This window comes from Mucilaginibacter sp., assembly GCF_965277465.1.
Taxonomy (GTDB): Bacteria; Bacteroidota; Bacteroidia; order Sphingobacteriales; family Sphingobacteriaceae; genus Mucilaginibacter.
This window is the reverse complement of record NZ_CBDICW010000002.1, coordinates 795,553-813,418: the sequence shown is the minus strand read 5'-3', so window position 1 is coordinate 813,418 and position 17,866 is coordinate 795,553. Positions and strand designations below refer to the sequence as shown.

Genomic DNA, 17,866 nt, shown 5'->3' with positions numbered 1-17,866 from the left:
AAATAGCCATTGACTGATCTCAGCCCATCCAACCGTACCTGGAAAATATTTAAACGCAATAAAATTGCTGTTGGCGGCATGGTATTTATTATCCTTACCATACTGGTAGCCATACTTGGTTACCTGATTATGCCCGATTCAACCCCGCTGGCTAATAACATGACCATTCAGCTCAGCATCAAAAAGCCCGGGGCTGAATTTATGATGCTGCGCCTGCGCAAGTCCGAGCCTGTTGATACGGTTAATGTTTTTTCAAAAATGCTTTTTGGCCAGCCATCATTTTACAGGGATATACCCATCACGGCCTATCGTTTTACAAAGGATTCTATTTATGTGAATGAATACATTGGCGCCGAGGATAAACCCGAAGCCAAAGTGTACAAGATCCCCGCGCCAAACAATGGTTCATCGGCAATTATCGCCCATAAAACTTATTTATTGGGTACCGATATTTATGGCCGCGATTTACTGAGCAGGTTAATATTGGGTACAAGGGTATCTTTATCTGTAGGCTTAATGTCGGTAATTATCAGCATGCTGCTGGGTGTTAGCATAGGCGCTGTTGCCGGTTACTTTGGCGGCTGGATTGATGCTGCGCTAAGCTGGCTCATGAATATATTATGGGCGCTGCCTGCTTTATTATTGGTACTGGCCATATCCTTTGCTTTAGGCAAGGGGCTTTGGCAAATATTTATTGCCGTTGGCCTTTCTATGTGGGTTGAGGTTGCCCGCCTTGTACGCGGCCAGGTTTTAAGCCTTAAACAGGTTGAATATATTGAGGCCGCGCGTTCTTTAGGTTTCAATAATACGCGCATCATCAGCAGGCATATTTTACCCAATATAATCGGGCCTATTTTGGTGCTGGCATCGTCAAACTTTGCTTCAGCCATACTGCTCGAGGCGGGTTTAAGCTTTCTTGGTTTTGGAGCCCAGCCGCCCATGCCAACCTGGGGAAGTATGATAAAAGAACATTATGGCTATATTGTGATGGATTCTGCTTATCTTGCAGTGATACCGGGAATGGCTATTATGCTGTTGGTTTATGCCTTTAACCTGGTTACAGTGGGGCTAAGAGATGCATTTGATATAAAATCACAAAGTACCCGTTTTTAAAAAAAATATAATTATTTTGGGCAGCCTTTCCAAATAACTGATGCAGAATATTGACGAATTCTCCGCCGAAGACGAATTAATACGATTGTTGCTTAAAAGGCAGACTGAATTAAACGCCTTACTTGAAGTAACCCAGGCTATTAACAAGGATACCAGTACCCCTGTTTTGATCCAGATGCTGCAGGTTATTTTAAAAAGTTACCTGCAGGTTGGCAAGCTGAGGTTTTTGATTGAAAAGGAAGGCAGTTATATACTGCTCTCCAAATACGGCGGCGATATTGAACCGGTTGGTGTTTTACACAAAGCCTGCCTTAAATTAAACAAAATAAAGTGGCCTACCCCGGTGGCTACCCATGAAGATCCCCTCCTTAAAAAGTACGATTATTTTATTCCCATCTATCATAAAAAGAAAGCCCTTGCTTTTGCCCTGATAGGCGATTTCAATACATCGGGCGAATTACTGAATAACGACCTTAACTTTATTCAAACAGTAATAAACGTTATTGTAGTAGCGCTCGAAAACAAAAAGCTTTTCCGCGAGCGGATATTATCTGAGCGTTTTCAGCGCGAGATGGAGTTAGCCGTTGAGGTGCAGAACATGCTGATCCCGATAAAGGCTTATAAGGACGACCGGGTTGAAGTGAGTGCACGCTATATCCCCCATCAAAATATTGGCGGCGATTACTTTGATTTTATCCGCCTTAACGACCATGAATTTTTATGGTGCATTGCTGATGTATCGGGCAAAGGAATTTCGGCTGCTTTGCTGATGGCAAATTTCCAGGCAAGTTTGCGTGCGTGGTCGGCAGTGGAAGACGACCTGACCAATATTGTTGACCGCCTAAACAAAATAGTGATCACCAATACCAAAGGCGAAAGATTTATTACTTTGTTTATTGCCAAGTATAACGAATATACACGTAAGCTCAATTATATAAATGCCGGGCATAATGCCACCATCCTTTACTCGCAGGGCGAAGCTATAACACTTAAACTTGGCACCACCATGATAGGTGTTTTTGATGAGCTCCCTTTTTTGAACCAGGGCGAAGTTGACATTGAACCGGGCAGCTTTATAGTTAACTATACCGATGGTTTAATGGACCATGAGCATCAAAGCAAGAAAAACTGGGAAGAAGATAACCTGATTGATTTTGTGAAAGAAAACGGAGAACTTATTCCAGACAGCTTTAACCAATTACTGATGAATCATATTGACCAGGTAATAAAGGGTAAACCTATTGATGATGTTACCCTCCTAACTTTAAGAATTTTTTAATCAGCAAGTTGTCCTACAACTCATTTAAACTAAACTTTCCCGTTGCTTATAGTTTGAGATCATTCTGACAACATACTTTGCTTCAAAATAAAAATCACCAACTTTACGTTACCTATTGCAAATAATCAGCCATGTTACTCTCCCGTTATCAGCACGAATTTATTGAAGCCGGATGCGACGAAGCCGGGCGCGGTTGTTTGGCGGGGCCTGTTTTTGCAGCAGCAGTTATATTGCCCGATGATTTTGAACACTCACTGCTTAATGATTCAAAACAATTAAGCGAAGAGGTAAGGTACCAGCTACGCATTGAAATAGAACAACATGCCATTGCTTATGCGGTAGCCTCCGTTGATAATTTGGAGATTGATAAGATCAATATTTTAAATGCCTCGTTTTTAGCTATGCACAGGGCCATTGCCAAACTGCATTTAACCCCGCAGTTTTTAATTATTGATGGTAACCGCTTTAACAAATACCAAAGCATGCCCCATAAATGTATTGTAAAAGGTGACTCTAAATATTTCAGCATAGCGGCGGCATCTATATTAGCAAAAACCTACCGCGACGATCACATGCTGCAAATAGCCGCCGAGCACCCGGAGTACGATTGGCATAAAAACAAGGGCTACCCAACCATAAAACACCGCGAAACCGTTTTAAAAATAGGTTTTACACCTTACCACCGCCGTACATTCAGGGTAACCGACCCGCAGTTGGAGATCTTTTAACGGCCTGTCATAACGCAGGTGCATTGAATCACCTTTAAATGGTTTTATTGTAATATTTTAAATAACCGGGGAGTAATAATTACAGCGCATTTTGCCAGTTACGTTAAATTATTATTTTTGTTGAAAACCAATAACCAATTGAAGATCCTTATTTTAACCCACCGTGTACCATTTCCGCAAAATGGGGGCTATCCCATTGTGGTTTGCAATACCATCAGGGGGTTGGTTAATTTAGGGCACGAGGTTTCGCTGGTATCGCTCAATGCTAAATTAAATCATCACGAAAACAGTGCTGATGATAATGATCTGCTTAGTAAAATAAACTACAGGGCTTATAACATCAACATAAACGTATCGGTTATTGATGTGGCTATTAATCTTTTCAGCAGTACATCATTTAATATTGATAAGTATTACGATGCTGAGTTTGAAAGGCTGCTGGTGCGTGAGTTAAGAAACACATCGTATGATGTTATCCAGTTTGAAGGTTTACTGGTATCGCTTTATCTATTGGCAGTCCGCAAAAACTCAAAGGCAAAACTGATTTACCGGGCGCATAATATCGAGAACCAGATATGGCAAAGGTTATCGGAACAAAAAAGTGATCCGTTCAAAAAGTCGTACCTCAAGATGCACGCCAAGCGGATAAAAAACTATGAGCTCGATCAGCTTAATAACTTTGATGCCATAGCCGTATTTACCGAGCAGGATAAAAGCACCATGCTGGAGTACGGCACCAAAATACCCATTGAGATATTACCGGTGGGCATAAATCTTGATCATTATAAACCCGACGTAAGTAAAACAGAGTTCCCGAGCTTGTTTTTTTTAGGCTCGCTGGATTGGCTGCCTAACCGTGAGGGGATTGAATGGTTCCTGGATAATTTTAATAAAGAAATAACCGATGGTGAGCTGCGTGTACGTTTTTACGTAGCCGGTAATGACATCCCAGAGCGCTTTGATGATTACGATGTGATGGGTAAAATATTTATCCAGGGCGAGGTTGATGATGCGCTTGAGTTTGTGAACAGTAAAGCAATAATGATAGTTCCCCTGTTATCGGGTGGCGGGATGCGCGTAAAAATTGTTGAAGGCATGGCCATGCAGAAATGCATTATCTCCACATCATTAGGGGCCGAGGGCATTAACTATACCAATGGCACCAATATAATTATAGCTAATGATTATGATGAGTTTTATGATGCCATATTGCATTGCATAGGCGATGAAGAATACTGCATGCGGATAGGCGCCAATGCCCGCAAACTAATGGAAGACCAGCACGACATTAACAAGGTAACCAAAAACTTTATCGATTTCTACACATCGGTAATTGAGCATTGATCCCGCGGGGCTTTAATGTCGCCACTCATTGATGTTCTTTTAAAACACACCCACCTTCCGTATTTAAGATGCAGCCATAACATCTTTTAGATTTTCCGGGCTTTCCGCCTTTGGCACTCATGTAAAATTACTACTTTTGCGGCCTATTAATCACACATGAAGAATACCGCTTTAACCGACATCCATATAAAAGAAGGCGCCAAAATGGTTCCATTTGCAGGTTACAATATGCCTGTACAATATGCAGGCATTAATGCCGAACACGAAACCGTACGTAATGGCGTTGGCGTGTTTGACGTAAGCCACATGGGCGAATTTATTTTAAAAGGTGATAAAGCGCTTGACCTTATTCAGCAGGTTACCAGTAACGATGCTTCAAAGCTTTATGATGGTAAAGTGCAATACTCCTGCTTACCCAACAAAGATGGCGGTATAGTTGACGATCTGCTGGTTTATCGTATGGACGATAAAACTTATATGTTAGTGGTTAATGCATCAAACATTGAAAAAGACTGGAACTGGATTGCAGGCTTTAACACCTTTGGTGTGGATATGAAAAATATTTCTGACCGTACCTCGCTGCTTGCCATTCAAGGGCCAAAGGCAGCAGAAGCTTTACAAAGCCTGACTGATATTGACTTAGCATCAATGGAGTACTATACCTTTAAAAAGGGTGTATTTGCCGGTGTTGATAATGTAGTGGTATCGGCAACGGGTTATACCGGTGCCGGTGGTTTTGAAATTTACTTTGATAACGAGAATGCAGAAAAAATATGGACAGCCATTTTTGAGGCAGGCAAAGCATTCGGCATTAAGCCAATTGGTTTAGGTGCGCGCGATACCCTGCGTTTAGAAATGGGCTTTTGCCTTTACGGTAATGATATTGATGATGCAACTTCGCCTTTAGAGGCTGGCTTGGGCTGGGTAACCAAATTCAGCAAGGAGTTTACCAATTCAGCAGCATTGCAGCAGCAAAAAGCAGAGGGTGTAAAACGCAAATTAGTTGGTTTTGAAATGATAGACCGTGGCATTCCGCGCCATGATTACCCTATTGTTGATGCCGAAGGCAATGTGATTGGCAAAGTAACTTCCGGAACGCAATCGCCATCGTTACAAAAAGCAATTGGAATGGGTTATGTAAAAACTGAATTTGCTAAAGAAGGCACCGAAATTTATATCAGCATCAGAGATAATAAAATAAAGGCAAAAATTGTTAAACCGCCTTTCAATAAATAACAAGGCCGTATAAAAGTAATTTTGCGAAAGAAATCTTAGTGTTTCTTTGTGCCGCTACATGTTCTTTGCGGTTAATTTTACCGCAAAGAACATGTAGCTTAAAACACTGAGCATCACCTTTTATAACGACTGACCCTACTACTACCAAATGACCAAAGAGCTAAACGTTTGCCTTACCCCCGTACTTATCCCGCTTTATAATGTTGAGGATCACGTTGTGGTGATCATTGATATTTTCAGGGCCACTTCTTCCATCTGTTATGGAATTGAGAACGGTGCCGAGGCCATAATCCCGGTATCAGAAGTTGAGGAGTGCGAGGCTTATCGCGAACAGGGCCTTGATTATTTATTAGCTGCCGAACGTAATGGTGAGGTTGTAGCAGGGTTTGATTTTGGCAACTCGCCGTTTTCATACACCAAACAAAAGGTAGCGGGCAAAACAGTGGTGCTAACCACTACCAACGGCACGCAGGCATTGCATTTATCACGCAAAGCGAAAAAGATAGCCATCGGGTCGTTTTTAAACCTTACGGCCTTATGTAACTGGTTAAAAACCCAGGATGAAAATATCCTGTTAGTTTGCGCCGGTTGGAAAAACAACTTTAACCTTGAGGATACTCTTTTTGCAGGAGCGGTTGTTGAACAATTAAAAACAACGGGCCTTAAGCTTGATGATGCTGCCATTGCAGCCAATGATATTTACCAGGCTGGGAAGAACGACATTAACCAATACCTTAAAAAAACATCCCACGGCGAACGCCTTAAAAAGCTTGGCATTGAAAAGGATATTGAGTTTTGCCTGCAAATTGATATTACCACCGCTATACCTATACTTGATGGTGATAAATTAGTTAAGCTGGTTTAAGGGCTACAGATATAAGCAGTTTTATTTTAGTTTCTCGTTATTCTTGTGCCTGTCGGCATCTCTGATGCTCTTTTTTTCCATATTTTTTTCCAAAGCATCGGTAAGGTCAATCCCTGTTTGATTTGCCAGGCAGATCAAAACAAACAACACATCGGCCATTTCGTCGGCCAGGTTAACTTCAAGGTCTGATTTTTTGAACGATTGCTCGCCATATTGCCGGGCCATAATTCGTGCCACCTCACCTACTTCTTCCATTAAAATGGCGGTGTTGGTTAATTCGTTAAAGTACCTGATGCCCGTGGTACTGATCCATTTATCAACTAACTGCTGCGCTTCTTTTATCTCCATAGATTACATTCAAATAGGTTAATGATTGTCTTTATCCTTAGTATCCATAACAATGGTTACAGGGCCATCGTTCAATAAGCTGATCTTCATATCTGCACCAAAAATCCCTGTTTCTATTTTTTTACCGGTGAGTAAAGCCAATGTTTTGATCATTTGCTCATAAAGCGGAATAGCCTTATCCGGCTTTGCCGCCCTTATAAACGACGGGCGATTTCCCTTTTTAGTTTGAGCAAACAGCGTAAACTGCGATATTAATAAAATGCCCCCATCAATATCAGCAAGGCCCTTGTTCATCAAACCGTTTTCATCACTAAAAACACGCAGGCCTGTTATTTTTTGGGCCAGCCATTGCAGGTCGTCATCGGTATCAGCATCTTCAATACCTAATAAAACCAAAAAACCGTTATTTATAGCCCCGGTTATTGCCCCGTTAACTTTACAGTGTGCCTCAGAAACTCGTTGTATTACAGCCCTCATCCGTTTGATTAAAGATTTAAGAATTAGCAGGCAAGATAAAGAGAAATTTAAAGAAGCTGCACCTACCCATTAACAGAAATAAGAATTTATAAGCTGTTCCTGCATCTTGCTGTCATCATTATAATTCTTGCTTCTGATTATGGGCAAAAACAATTAAGTTCGCAAACTATTTTGCGTTTATATTGAATTGACATACAATGACTACTAAAAGGGGCTTTACCACTACCATATTACACTCAGACCGTTTAGGCAAACCAGAACATGGTGCATTACACAAACCTATTCATACTTCGGTAACTTATGGTTATGATGATGTGCAGGATTTGGTTGATATTTTTCAGAACAAGAAAAAAGGCTACGCCTACTCGCGTCAGGGTAACCCCACTGTTTCTGCCTTGGAAAGTAAGGTAACACAGATGGAGAACGGGCTTGCAACTATTGCTTTTTCAACAGGCATGGCAGCAATTTCGGCATCTGTTTTGGCACTGATTAAACATGGTGATCATATTATAGCAAGCTCTTACCTGTTTGGTAATACCCGCAGCATATTCCAGTCGTATATGGATATGGGGCTAAACATTACTTTTGTTGATGCCACCGCTGTTGATAATATACGCAACGAGATAAAAGAAAATACCAAGATGGTTTTTGTGGAAACCGTTGCCAACCCGGCCACACAGATTGCTGACCTTGAAAAGATAGGTGACCTGTGCCAGAAAAAAGGTATTATTTATATGGTTGATAACACCATGACATCGCCCTACCTGTTTAACCCTGTAAATGTAAAGGCCAGCCTGGTTATTAACTCCCTAACCAAATATATTGGCGGCCATGGCAATGCATTGGGCGGCAGTGTTACCGATACCGGTTTATTTAACTGGACCAATTATGCCAATATTTTTGAAGGCTTTAAAAAACAGGTTAAACCCGAGGTTTTAGGGCTGACGCAGATCCGCAAGAAAGGCTTGCGTGATGCAGGCGGAACATTATCGCCGGAGGCTGCTCATTCTCTTTCAGTAGGTTCAGAAACACTGGCCCTGCGCATGGAGCGCGCCTGTACCAATGCGTTTGCGCTGGCTACATTTTTTGAAGGCCACCCGATGATCAAAAAGGTATATTACCCAGGTTTGGAATCGCACCCGCAGCATGAAATGGCCAGCCGCTTGTTTTTAAAATATGGTGGCTTAATGAGCATTGAGCTTGATGAAAGCGTTGATTGCTTCGCCTTTTTAAATAAGCTGAAATTAGTTGTAAAATCAAGCAACCTGGGTGATACCCGAACGCTGGCTATCCCGGTTGCCCATACCATATTTAATGAATTAGGTGCCGAAAAACGTGCCGAAATGGGAATTTCTGATTCCATGATCAGGCTGTCAATAGGTATTGAAGATTTAGATGACCTGCTGCAGGATTTCAAGACAGCATTGGCATAAAAATAAGCGCTATGATATCTGTCTTCAAATTTAGTTGAAGGCAGTTATCTACCCCCTGGTATCATTTCCATTGTAAATACTCAGGTAGCTTTCATAGCGCGATAGTTCAATCTCGCCATTTTCCAAAGCTTCCAGTATGGCACAACCCGGCTCATTTATATGGCGGCAGTTGTGGAAACGGCAATCATGCATCCGCTCGCGCATCTCTGGGAAAAAGTGGCTCAGTTCCTGTTTCTCAATGTCGATAACCCCTAATTCGCGAATACCGGGGGTATCAATAATAAAACCGCCCTGCGGCAGCTCAAACATTTCGGCAAAGGTGGTGGTGTGCATACCCTTATCGCTCCAGTCAGATACCTGGTGCGTACGCAGATCAAGATCAGGCAGTAATGCATTTATCAGGCTTGATTTTCCTACACCGGAGTGGCCGGAAAATAAAGTGACCTTATCTTTTAACAGTGCCTGTACCTGGCCAATATTGGTGCCGGCCAATGCAGATACTTCATAACAGGGGTAACCTATTTTTTCGTAAACGGCTTTATATTCAGCTAATATCTCCAGACCTTCCTCGCTAAACAGGTCAACTTTGTTATAGATCAGTTTTGCGGGGATACTATAAGCTTCGGCAGTTACCAAAAAACGATCAATAAACCCCAAAGAGGTTCGCGGAGAAGCCAGCGTAACCACTAACAAAGCCTGGTCGAGGTTGGCAGCGATGATCTGCCCTTGTTTTGAAAGGTTGATGGATTTACGGATGATGTAATTTTTACGCTGTTGCAGCGTAGTGATCACCCCGGTTTCCTGCTCGGGCTCCATATCAAAATCAACAATATCGCCCACAGCCAGCGGATTGGTTGTAGTTATCCCCTTCGTTCTAAACTTTCCCTTTATACGGCAATCTATTCGTTTCCCGTCAGGTAGTCGCACCTGGTACCAGCTTCCGGTTGATTTTGTAATTAGTCCCTGCATATTAACAAGCGTCAAAAGTAATTAAATTACATAGCTTATTAATTTGATTGTTTTATTTAACCATGCATGGTAAACCAATAGTGCTTTAATAATAAAGGTGACCTGATTAATGAGCTGTTTTTATCTGCCGATATTGAGGTTCAGTATACTATCCTATAAAAAGAAAAATAAATATTGTTTATTAAAAAAATATCTACTTACTTTACGGACATAATATATATGATAATCAACAGCACCATTATTACAACAATTATTACCACCGGCTTAAAACACGGGGAAGATAATCGTATGGTGTAAAAACATAAAAACCAAATGAGCGCCTTCCTCCGAAAAGAGGAAGGCGTTTTTGTTTAATATTAAACGCAGTAATGAAAATCTTAAAATTTGGCGGCACGTCCGTAGGATCAGTTCAAAGTATCCAAACCTTATTAAACATTGTAAAAAACGAAGTTGATAATAAGGAAAAACCTATTGTAGTACTCTCGGCCATGAGCGGGGTAACCAACCTTTTAGTATCAATGGCCGAGGGCGCTGCTAATGGCATTGAATTTACAGCGCAACTGGCCGAACTTGAAAAACGCCATTTTGATGTAGTAAAAAGCCTGTTAACCGTACAAAACCAAAACCCTGCTTTTACCCGCCTTAAAATTTACTTTAACCAGTTAGAGGACCTTTTACAGGGCGTATTAACTTTAAGAGAACTAACCCCAAAAACACGCGACCAGGTTTTAAGCTTTGGCGAGCGTTGCTCAACCTTAATGATCTGTAAGATAGCGGCACAGCATTTTCCGGAAGCGATATGTGTTGATGCATCGGAGCTGATCAAAACCGACAGTTCATTCGGGCAGGCAAAGGTAAATACTGAGCTAACCGAATTATTGATCAAAAGCTTTCAGCAGGAAAACAGCGATAAGGTATTATTTGTAACCGGATTTATAGCCGCTAATGATGCCGGGCAGGTTACTACACTGGGCCGCGGTGGCAGCGATTATACTGCTGCTATATTTGGTTCGGCATTAAATGCAAAAGAGATCCAGATCTGGACTGATGTTAACGGTATGATGACTGCCGACCCGAGGATGGTTAAAAAGGCGTTTTCGTTACCCGAGCTTACTTATACTGAAGCTATGGAACTCTCTTACTTTGGTGCCAAGGTGATCTACCCGCCAACCATGATCCCGGCCTTTTTAAAGAAGATCCCTATCGTAATAAAAAACACTTTTGAGCCTGAGTTTGAAGGCACCGTGATCCGCCATGATTGCAAACCATCAAACCTGCCTATAAAAGGAATCTCATCTATCAATAATATCAGCATCCTTAATTTAGAAGGCAGCGGTATGGTTGGTAAATCGGGCTTTAGCGGCAGGCTGTTTTCATTACTGGCCCGCGAACAGATCAATGTGATCCTGATCACCCAGTCATCATCAGAACATAGCATCACCTTTGCAGTACAGCCTGACGATACCGAAAAAGCAAAACAACTGATTGAGCAGGAATTTGAGCTTGAACTGCTTGCTAAAAAATTAGAGCATTTAGTAATAGAGCAAAACCTTGCCATTATTGCCATAGTTGGCGAAAATATGAAACAAACACCTGGTGTATCGGGCAAGTTATTTCATGCGCTTGGCCGTAACGGGGTAAATGTGAGGGCTATTGCCCAGGGATCATCAGAGTATAATATCTCGGTGATCATCTCCTCACGGGATTTAGCTAAAGCATTAAACGCCGTTCACGATGGCTTTTTTACACAGCTTACCAAAACCCTGCATGCCTTTTGTTTAGGCACAGGCAACATAGGCCAAACGTTGTTTAAGCAACTAAATGCGCATACCGCTTATTTGCAGGAGCACAATGGCATCCAGGTTAAAATTGCAGGTATCAGTAATACCCGTAAAATGATCTTTAATACCGACGGGATCTCCTTAGATAACTGGCAGCAGGAGTTAGAGGCATCGGACGAGCCGGCAGACCTGCAACAATTTGTTGCCAAAATGAAAAGCATGAACCTGCCCAACTGCGTGTTTATTGATAACACGGCAAGCCCAAAACCTATTGAGGTTTATGAGCAGGTTTTTAAATCAAACATATCTGTTATTACGTGTAATAAGATCGGTAATTCGGCTTCTTACAGCCAGTATAAAACCTTTCATGATACTGCGCTGCGCCACGGTGTTGATTTCTTTTACGAAACCAACGTGGGGGCAGGTTTACCCATCATCCGCACCTTAAAAGACCTGATGAACAGCGGCGACAGGATTATGCGCATTGAAGCCATCCTATCGGGCACTATATCTTTTATATTTAATAATTTTAAAGGTGATGCCAATTTTCATGATGTGGTAAAAGAGGCACAGGAAAAAGGTTATACAGAACCTGACCCGCGTGATGATTTGAGCGGTAAAGATTTTATGCGCAAGATGCTGATCCTTGCCCGCGATGCAGGTTACCCTATGGAAGAAGCTGACGTGCAGATTGAAAGTGTTTTACCCAAAGCCTGCCTTGAAGCGCAAACCGTTGAGGAGTTTTACGCAGCACTAAAAACCGAGGATGCGTTTTTCAGCAACTTAAAGGCCGAAGCCGCAGCAGGTAATAAAGTATTGCGTTATATAGGTAAGTTAGAAAACGGCAAAGCCGAAATAACCCTGCAAATGGTTGATGAAAGTCACCCGTTCTTTACCCTGTCGGGCAGTGATAATATCATATCCTTTACTACCGACAGGTATAAAGAGCGTCCATTGGTAGTAAAGGGCCCCGGTGCAGGTGCAGAGGTAACTGCGGCGGGTGTATTTGCCGATTTAATAAACGTAGGTGCATAAGTCTTTACCTGTAGGTGAAGAATAGTTTGATAATTATATGGAAGATAATAACATACAAGAAATAAACGCTCCGGCTACACTAAACAGCACGGCAGGCAGCCAAAGCATTCATGTTTTTGCGCCGGCTACTGTAGCAAATGTTGTTTGCGGCTTTGATGTACTGGGCTTTGCCGTAAATGAACCCGGCGACGAGGTGATAATGCGAATAACCAATAAACCCGGCATCACCATAAGCAAAATTACCGGCGATGATGGCCGCTTACCGCTCGATCCGGCTAAAAACACGGTGAGTGTAAGCGTACAGCATTATTTAAACAGTGTGGGCCGCAATGATCTGGGGCTTGATATTGAGCTGCATAAAAAAATGCCAATAGGCAGCGGTTTGGGTTCAAGCTCTGCAAGCACGGTGGCTGGTTTATTTGCCATAAAAACCCTTTTGGGCGATGATGCAGATCCGGCTAAAATATTACCTTTTGCCATGAAGGGTGAAGAAATGGCGTGTGGTCATGGCCATGCAGATAACGTTGCCCCTGCCCTTTTTGGCGGCTTTGTACTGATCCGCAGTTATGAACCGCTTGATGTTGTTCGTCTGCCCCACCCGGCCGGCTTGCATTGCGCCATTGTATTCCCGGATGTGGATGTGCCCACCCGCGAGGCCAGGCAGATTATCCGCAAAAACATACAAATGAAGGATGCTGTTACCCAATGGGGAAACATAGCAGGGCTTGTGAGCGGTTTGTTTATGAATGATATGGACCTGATAGGCCGCAGCATGAAAGATATTTTGGTTGAGCCTGTACGCTCCATGCTAATCCCCGATTTTTACAAAATGCGCGAAATGGCTATGGAATTAGGTGCAATAAGCTTTGGCATCTCGGGTTCGGGCCCATCGGTATTCGCCTTTACACGCGATGAAGAAACAGCCAAACGCATCACTAAAAAGCTACAGCAGCATTTAACCGGCATCCAAATCGGATCAAACGGCTACGTATCCACCATTAATGATAAAGGACCAAGCATACTTGGATAATTAAAAGACAACGTCCATACCGCGCAAGCAGCAATGGCAACAGAAAAATATAAAATGCAACTATACAGTACCAAAAACACATCCACCCGCGTATCTTTTAAAGAAGCGGTTTTTAACAGCATGCCGCAGGATAAAGGCTTATATATGCCGGTGAATATTCCGCGTTTGGATGATAAATTTTTAAACAACCTGGATGGATACACCCTGCCCGAAATAGCTTTCCATGTAGCTAAGAACCTGATAGGTGATGACATACCCGACAATGACCTTAAAGCTATTATAAACGATGCCATCAGCTTTTTGGCCCCCGTTGTTAAGCTGGAAGACAATGTGTATGTGCTGGAACTATGGCACGGCCCCTCGCTGGCTTTTAAGGATTTCGGCGCCCGCTTTATGAGCCGGGTAATGAGTTATTTTTTAGAGCAGGGCGAAAAACAGCTTGACGTTTTGGTAGCAACATCAGGCGATACAGGCGGTGCCGTTGCATTAGGTTTTTTGGGTGTGCCCAATACCCGCGTAACCATTTTATATCCGAAGAATAAAGTAAGCGATATACAGGAACTACAGTTAACCACCAACGGCCAAAACATTCGGGCGGTTGAGGTTGACGGTACTTTTGATGATTGCCAGGCCCTGGTTAAACAAGCCTTTACCGATGATGAATTAAAAGCAAAATTCAGGCTTACATCAGCAAACTCCATCAACATTGCGCGGCTTATTCCGCAAACGTTCTACTATTTTAATGCTTATGCCCAGCTGTTAAAGCGCGGTATAAGCAAGGTGATATTTTCGGTTCCGAGCGGTAATTTCGGCAACATCGGGGCAGGTTTATTAGCCTGGAAAATGGGTTTGCCTGTTGAGCATTTTATAGCGGCCACCAATGCAAACGATGCAGTGCCCGAATATTTAAAATCGGGAATATATCAGCCAAAACCATCTGTAGCTACCCTGAGTAATGCAATGGACGTTGGCGACCCAAGCAACTGGGTGCGCATAGCTGATTTGTTTAAGAATGATATGGACGACCTGAAAAACCTGGTTACCGGTTACCGTTATGATGATGATGAAACTCTAAAGGCCATTAAGTTTATTAATGATGATTATAACTATGTGGCTTGCCCGCATACAGCCATTGCCTGGCAGGCATTAAAGGACTGGCAACAGGATAATTTACAGGCTGATACGGCAGGTGTATTTTTATCAACTGCGCACCCCTGCAAGTTTCCGGATGTGTTCCCGAAAAACATTGCTGATAAAATTGATGTACCGGAGCAGGTGGAAGAGTTAGAGAAAAAAGAAAAACATGCCACTGCCTTAGGTAAAGATTTTAATGGCTTTAAAAGATATTTGCTGGAGAACAATTAATCTATAATTCCAAATGTTAAAGCTTTATAAACAGGTTGATAACGAGATCCATTACTGGGAAACCTGGGAAAAGGATGCAAAAACCGGTGTTATTCACTGGGGGATAGTTGGTGAAAAAGGCACGCAGAGAGAAGTGTACTCCGGCATATTTTCAAGCTTTAAAAAAATTGTTCAAAAAGAAATTGACAGACAGCTATCCAAAGGCTACCAGCAGGTTGATGTGGACGACCATTTCACTTTATTGATAGAATACAAATTAGAGGGCATTGATACACCCGAAGCTTTAGATAAAAGAACACAGCTGCAAATAAGGATGAACCAAACATTAGGCTGGACAGGCCTTGGCCATTGCGATGGCGGCAGCATAGGCAGCGGTACGATGGAAGTCTGTTGCCTCGTTGTTGATTTTGATATTGCCAAACACATTATTGAACAGGATTTGAAAGACACGGCCTTTGCTGACTATACCAGGATCTATAACGAAAATGATTGAACAGCAACTTGCAGCTATCCACCAAACATTAAAAACCAAATGATAAACACCATTATATTTGACCTTGGCGCAGTTTTGATTGACTGGAACCCGCACTACATGTACAAAACCCTGTTTACGGACGAAGAGGAAATGAAAAATTTTTTAGCCACCGTTTGCACATCAGACTGGAACGAAGAACAGGATGCAGGTCGCTCACTACAGGACGGCACAGAAATATTAGTTAAACAATTCCCGGAACATGAAGCCAATATCCGCGCATTTTATACCCGCTGGGAAGAGATGTTAGGTGATGCTTTTGAAGATACCGTAGCGGTTTTTAAAGAATTAAAAGAAAGCGGCAAGTATAAAATTTATGCACTCACCAACTGGTCGGCAGAAACCTTTCCGGTTGCTTTGGAGCGTTTTGATTTTCTGCACTGGTTTGATGGCATCGTTGTATCAGGTGCCGAAAAAATGCGGAAACCTGCACCGGCCTTTTACCAGATCCTGCTCGACAGGCATGTTATAAATCCCGAAGAAGCTTTATTTATCGATGATAATTACCGCAATATACTGGCAGCCGAAAAATTGGGCATCCAATCCATCCATTTTACATCTGCCGATGTATTGAGAGAAAAGTTAATTGAGCTAAACGTTTTATAAACTCCGGTGTAATTGTATCTATTTCTTTAATGCCAAAATTGAAAAATCGCTGCCGGCTTTTTCAATAATGTTGCCCAACATGCCAAGCCCGGTAACTTCCATTTCAACCAAGTCACCGGGTTGCAGCCACTGGGCTTTATAATCCGGATCATTCAATAAACCTGTACCATTGAGTTCCAGGAAGCACCCGGTGCCCACCGTGCCCGAGCCTATTACATCGCCGGGCAATACATCGCAGCCGTAGGCACAGCGCTCAATAATTTCGGCAAATGTCCATTCCATATCGGCCATATTACCCTTTGATACCTGTTTGCCATTCACCACGCATTTCATCTCTAAATTATAGGCATTCCCGGTATGGCCAGCCTTAGGTGCCGTTTTATAAGCTTCAAATTCATCGGGCGTAACCAGCCAGGGGCCAATTACGGTACAAAAATCCTTTCCTTTTGCAGGCCCAAGGTTCAACAGCATTTCCTCCATTTGCAGGGTGCGTGCGCTCATATCATTCATGATCATAAAGCCGGCAATCAGGCTGTCGGCATCGGCAGCTTTAATGTTGCGGGCCTTTTTGTTCAGCACAACGGCAACTTCCAGCTCAAAATCAAGCTTTTGAAAATGATCGGGCATACAGGCAATTTCGCCTGAACCCTGTATGGCATTATGATTGGTAAAATAAAATATAGGGTACTGATCAAACTCCGGTATCATGGGCACGTTGCGGTTACGGCGCGCCGTTTCAACATGCTGCCTGAAGGCATACGCGTCCCTGCACGATGTTGGGTGCGGAACCGGTGCCATCATCTCAAAAAACAACTCCTCTTTAGCCTCCAGCTTCCCTGAAATAATGGCTGCATTAATGCGCTGCGCACGCTCCATCAGCTCATCGCCACCCCATAAAAACTCGTTCATATTATTGGGGATCAGCTTATCGCAGGAGTGCAGGTTATAAATATGTCCGTTTATAAAAATGCCCAGATGCTCGTTATCTTCTGTTTTGTAGGATACTAATTTCATAGGTTTATATTGGATTGGTAATCAAACTTAAACATTTTACATCGTCACCATCAAATCAAAATGTATTTACTAATAAAATTTAAGAGTAACCAATGCACTGGAATCGAAGCTAATGAAAGACGCTACAAGCGTTTAGGATATTGTAAAGCTATAATATTAAAAAGCCAACTTAATCATATATTTAAGCCAATTAAAAGTGCCCTTTTTATTTTAAACTTATTTGGGGCTTATATTTAAAAGTATTAATGAGATATATATTTTACTGTATTTATAATACACAATATTTAGATGGGAAAAATAAAGTAAATAAAACCCCATGGTTCGATGCTTTAGGAATGATGATGGGTGGAAGCTTTCTTTGGTTATCAATCATTAGTGAGGTATTTTATTTTTACATACTAAATCGAAACACACCCACTGCTTCAATCGTTGAGGTACCTATAACATGTGTTTTTCTATTTTATACTCACTATTTTGGATTTATAAAGGATAAGAAATATGAAAAAATCTATGAGAAATATAAAGTTGAAGATGGTAATCATAGAACAAAAGAAAAATGGATTGCTATCCTATATATCTTTTTACCGGCATTAATATTTATGTCAATTGCTTTGCTATGGCACAAGGTTATTTAATATGTATTATTGAAAATTAAAGTATTCTTCCCTTTCAGTTTAAGCTAAAAACTCTTAAAATAAATTTCAAACTAAG

At 42.0% G+C, this 17,866-nt stretch carries 17 protein-coding genes; 13 read left to right on the top strand and 4 right to left on the bottom strand.

Annotated features, from left to right (window positions below; all coding sequences use genetic code 11):
- Positions 1-9 precede the first annotated feature (9 nt).
- The 6 genes from ACQY4U_RS16010 to ACQY4U_RS15985 all read left to right on the top strand — a co-directional run bounded on the left by ACQY4U_RS16010 (position 10) and on the right by ACQY4U_RS15985 (position 6,565).
- Entirely contained in the window at positions 10-1,113 is a 1,104-nt protein-coding gene (locus tag ACQY4U_RS16010; protein ID WP_428330450.1) for an ABC transporter permease, read from the top strand.
- A 40-nt stretch (positions 1,114-1,153) separates the two neighbouring features.
- Positions 1,154-2,392, top strand: coding sequence for a PP2C family protein-serine/threonine phosphatase (locus ACQY4U_RS16005; protein WP_428330449.1), 1,239 nt, complete (start codon positions 1,154-1,156; stop codon positions 2,390-2,392).
- Between the two features lie 131 nt (positions 2,393-2,523).
- A complete protein-coding gene (locus ACQY4U_RS16000; RefSeq protein ID WP_428330448.1) occupies positions 2,524-3,120 on the top strand; it encodes a ribonuclease HII in 597 nt (198 codons plus the stop codon).
- 138 nt (positions 3,121-3,258) lie between these two features.
- A complete protein-coding gene (locus ACQY4U_RS15995; RefSeq protein ID WP_428330447.1) occupies positions 3,259-4,464 on the top strand; it encodes a glycosyltransferase family 4 protein in 1,206 nt (401 codons plus the stop codon).
- A gap of 156 nt (positions 4,465-4,620) precedes the next feature.
- Positions 4,621-5,700: a glycine cleavage system aminomethyltransferase GcvT gene (gcvT, locus tag ACQY4U_RS15990; protein ID WP_428330446.1), complete on the top strand. Its 1,080-nt coding sequence runs from the start codon at positions 4,621-4,623 to the stop codon at positions 5,698-5,700.
- A gap of 148 nt (positions 5,701-5,848) precedes the next feature.
- Positions 5,849-6,565 (top strand): 2-phosphosulfolactate phosphatase, encoded by a 717-nt coding sequence (locus ACQY4U_RS15985; protein WP_428330445.1) that lies wholly within the window; start codon positions 5,849-5,851, stop codon positions 6,563-6,565.
- A gap of 21 nt (positions 6,566-6,586) precedes the next feature.
- Here the strand turns inward: ACQY4U_RS15985 and ACQY4U_RS15980 are convergent, their stop codons facing one another.
- Both ACQY4U_RS15980 and dtd read right to left on the bottom strand, forming a co-directional pair.
- On the bottom strand, positions 6,587-6,913 hold the full coding sequence (locus ACQY4U_RS15980) for a nucleotide pyrophosphohydrolase (protein ID WP_428330444.1): 327 nt from the start codon (positions 6,911-6,913) through the stop codon (positions 6,587-6,589).
- Between the two features lie 18 nt (positions 6,914-6,931).
- The gene (gene dtd / locus ACQY4U_RS15975; RefSeq protein WP_428330443.1) at positions 6,932-7,390 is read right to left on the bottom strand and encodes a D-aminoacyl-tRNA deacylase; all 459 of its coding nucleotides are present in this window, start codon (positions 7,388-7,390) and stop codon (positions 6,932-6,934) included.
- A 197-nt stretch (positions 7,391-7,587) separates the two neighbouring features.
- Here dtd and ACQY4U_RS15970 point away from each other — a divergent pair, with 197 nt between their 5' ends.
- Positions 7,588-8,823 (top strand): cystathionine gamma-synthase family protein, encoded by a 1,236-nt coding sequence (locus tag ACQY4U_RS15970; RefSeq protein WP_428330442.1) that lies wholly within the window; start codon positions 7,588-7,590, stop codon positions 8,821-8,823.
- 48 nt (positions 8,824-8,871) lie between these two features.
- Here ACQY4U_RS15970 and rsgA read toward each other — a convergent pair whose 3' ends face one another.
- Positions 8,872-9,792, bottom strand: a complete 921-nt coding sequence (gene rsgA / locus ACQY4U_RS15965; protein WP_428330441.1) for a ribosome small subunit-dependent GTPase A — start codon at positions 9,790-9,792, stop codon at positions 8,872-8,874.
- Positions 9,793-10,160: 368 nt separating this feature from the next.
- Between rsgA and thrA the strand changes: the two genes are divergently transcribed.
- From thrA to ACQY4U_RS15940, 5 genes are read left to right on the top strand one after another with little or no spacing between them, the layout of a single operon-like run.
- Positions 10,161-12,608 (top strand): bifunctional aspartate kinase/homoserine dehydrogenase I, encoded by a 2,448-nt coding sequence (thrA, locus tag ACQY4U_RS15960; protein WP_428330440.1) that lies wholly within the window; start codon positions 10,161-10,163, stop codon positions 12,606-12,608.
- 37 nt (positions 12,609-12,645) lie between these two features.
- Entirely contained in the window at positions 12,646-13,638 is a 993-nt protein-coding gene (locus tag ACQY4U_RS15955) for a homoserine kinase (RefSeq protein ID WP_428330439.1), read from the top strand.
- A gap of 54 nt (positions 13,639-13,692) precedes the next feature.
- Positions 13,693-15,003, top strand: a complete 1,311-nt coding sequence (thrC, locus tag ACQY4U_RS15950) for a threonine synthase (protein WP_428331755.1) — start codon at positions 13,693-13,695, stop codon at positions 15,001-15,003.
- 13 nt (positions 15,004-15,016) lie between these two features.
- On the top strand, positions 15,017-15,496 hold the full coding sequence (locus ACQY4U_RS15945) for a hypothetical protein (RefSeq protein WP_428330438.1): 480 nt from the start codon (positions 15,017-15,019) through the stop codon (positions 15,494-15,496).
- A 39-nt stretch (positions 15,497-15,535) separates the two neighbouring features.
- Entirely contained in the window at positions 15,536-16,141 is a 606-nt protein-coding gene (locus ACQY4U_RS15940) for an HAD family hydrolase (protein WP_428330437.1), read from the top strand.
- A gap of 18 nt (positions 16,142-16,159) precedes the next feature.
- Here the strand turns inward: ACQY4U_RS15940 and ACQY4U_RS15935 are convergent, their stop codons facing one another.
- The gene (locus ACQY4U_RS15935; RefSeq protein ID WP_428330436.1) at positions 16,160-17,155 is read right to left on the bottom strand and encodes a fumarylacetoacetate hydrolase family protein; all 996 of its coding nucleotides are present in this window, start codon (positions 17,153-17,155) and stop codon (positions 16,160-16,162) included.
- 245 nt (positions 17,156-17,400) lie between these two features.
- Here ACQY4U_RS15935 and ACQY4U_RS15930 point away from each other — a divergent pair, with 245 nt between their 5' ends.
- Positions 17,401-17,790 (top strand): hypothetical protein, encoded by a 390-nt coding sequence (locus tag ACQY4U_RS15930; RefSeq protein ID WP_428330435.1) that lies wholly within the window; start codon positions 17,401-17,403, stop codon positions 17,788-17,790.
- The last annotated feature ends 76 nt before the right edge of the window (positions 17,791-17,866 follow it).

Coding starts and splice junctions, on each gene's coding strand:
- ACQY4U_RS15970 (WP_428330442.1), top strand. CDS start 7,588: ATGACTACTAAAAGGGGCTTTACCACTACCATATTACACTCAGACCGT.
- ACQY4U_RS15980 (WP_428330444.1), bottom strand. CDS start 6,913: ATGGAGATAAAAGAAGCGCAGCAGTTAGTTGATAAATGGATCAGTACC.
- ACQY4U_RS16000 (WP_428330448.1), top strand. CDS start 2,524: ATGTTACTCTCCCGTTATCAGCACGAATTTATTGAAGCCGGATGCGAC.
- thrA (WP_428330440.1), top strand. CDS start 10,161: ATGAAAATCTTAAAATTTGGCGGCACGTCCGTAGGATCAGTTCAAAGT.
- ACQY4U_RS15935 (WP_428330436.1), bottom strand. CDS start 17,155: ATGAAATTAGTATCCTACAAAACAGAAGATAACGAGCATCTGGGCATT.
- rsgA (WP_428330441.1), bottom strand. CDS start 9,792: ATGCAGGGACTAATTACAAAATCAACCGGAAGCTGGTACCAGGTGCGA.
- dtd (WP_428330443.1), bottom strand. CDS start 7,390: ATGAGGGCTGTAATACAACGAGTTTCTGAGGCACACTGTAAAGTTAAC.
- ACQY4U_RS16005 (WP_428330449.1), top strand. CDS start 1,154: ATGCAGAATATTGACGAATTCTCCGCCGAAGACGAATTAATACGATTG.
- ACQY4U_RS15930 (WP_428330435.1), top strand. CDS start 17,401: ATGAGATATATATTTTACTGTATTTATAATACACAATATTTAGATGGG.
- ACQY4U_RS15955 (WP_428330439.1), top strand. CDS start 12,646: ATGGAAGATAATAACATACAAGAAATAAACGCTCCGGCTACACTAAAC.
- ACQY4U_RS15985 (WP_428330445.1), top strand. CDS start 5,849: ATGACCAAAGAGCTAAACGTTTGCCTTACCCCCGTACTTATCCCGCTT.
- gcvT (WP_428330446.1), top strand. CDS start 4,621: ATGAAGAATACCGCTTTAACCGACATCCATATAAAAGAAGGCGCCAAA.
- ACQY4U_RS15945 (WP_428330438.1), top strand. CDS start 15,017: ATGTTAAAGCTTTATAAACAGGTTGATAACGAGATCCATTACTGGGAA.
- thrC (WP_428331755.1), top strand. CDS start 13,693: ATGCAACTATACAGTACCAAAAACACATCCACCCGCGTATCTTTTAAA.
- ACQY4U_RS15940 (WP_428330437.1), top strand. CDS start 15,536: ATGATAAACACCATTATATTTGACCTTGGCGCAGTTTTGATTGACTGG.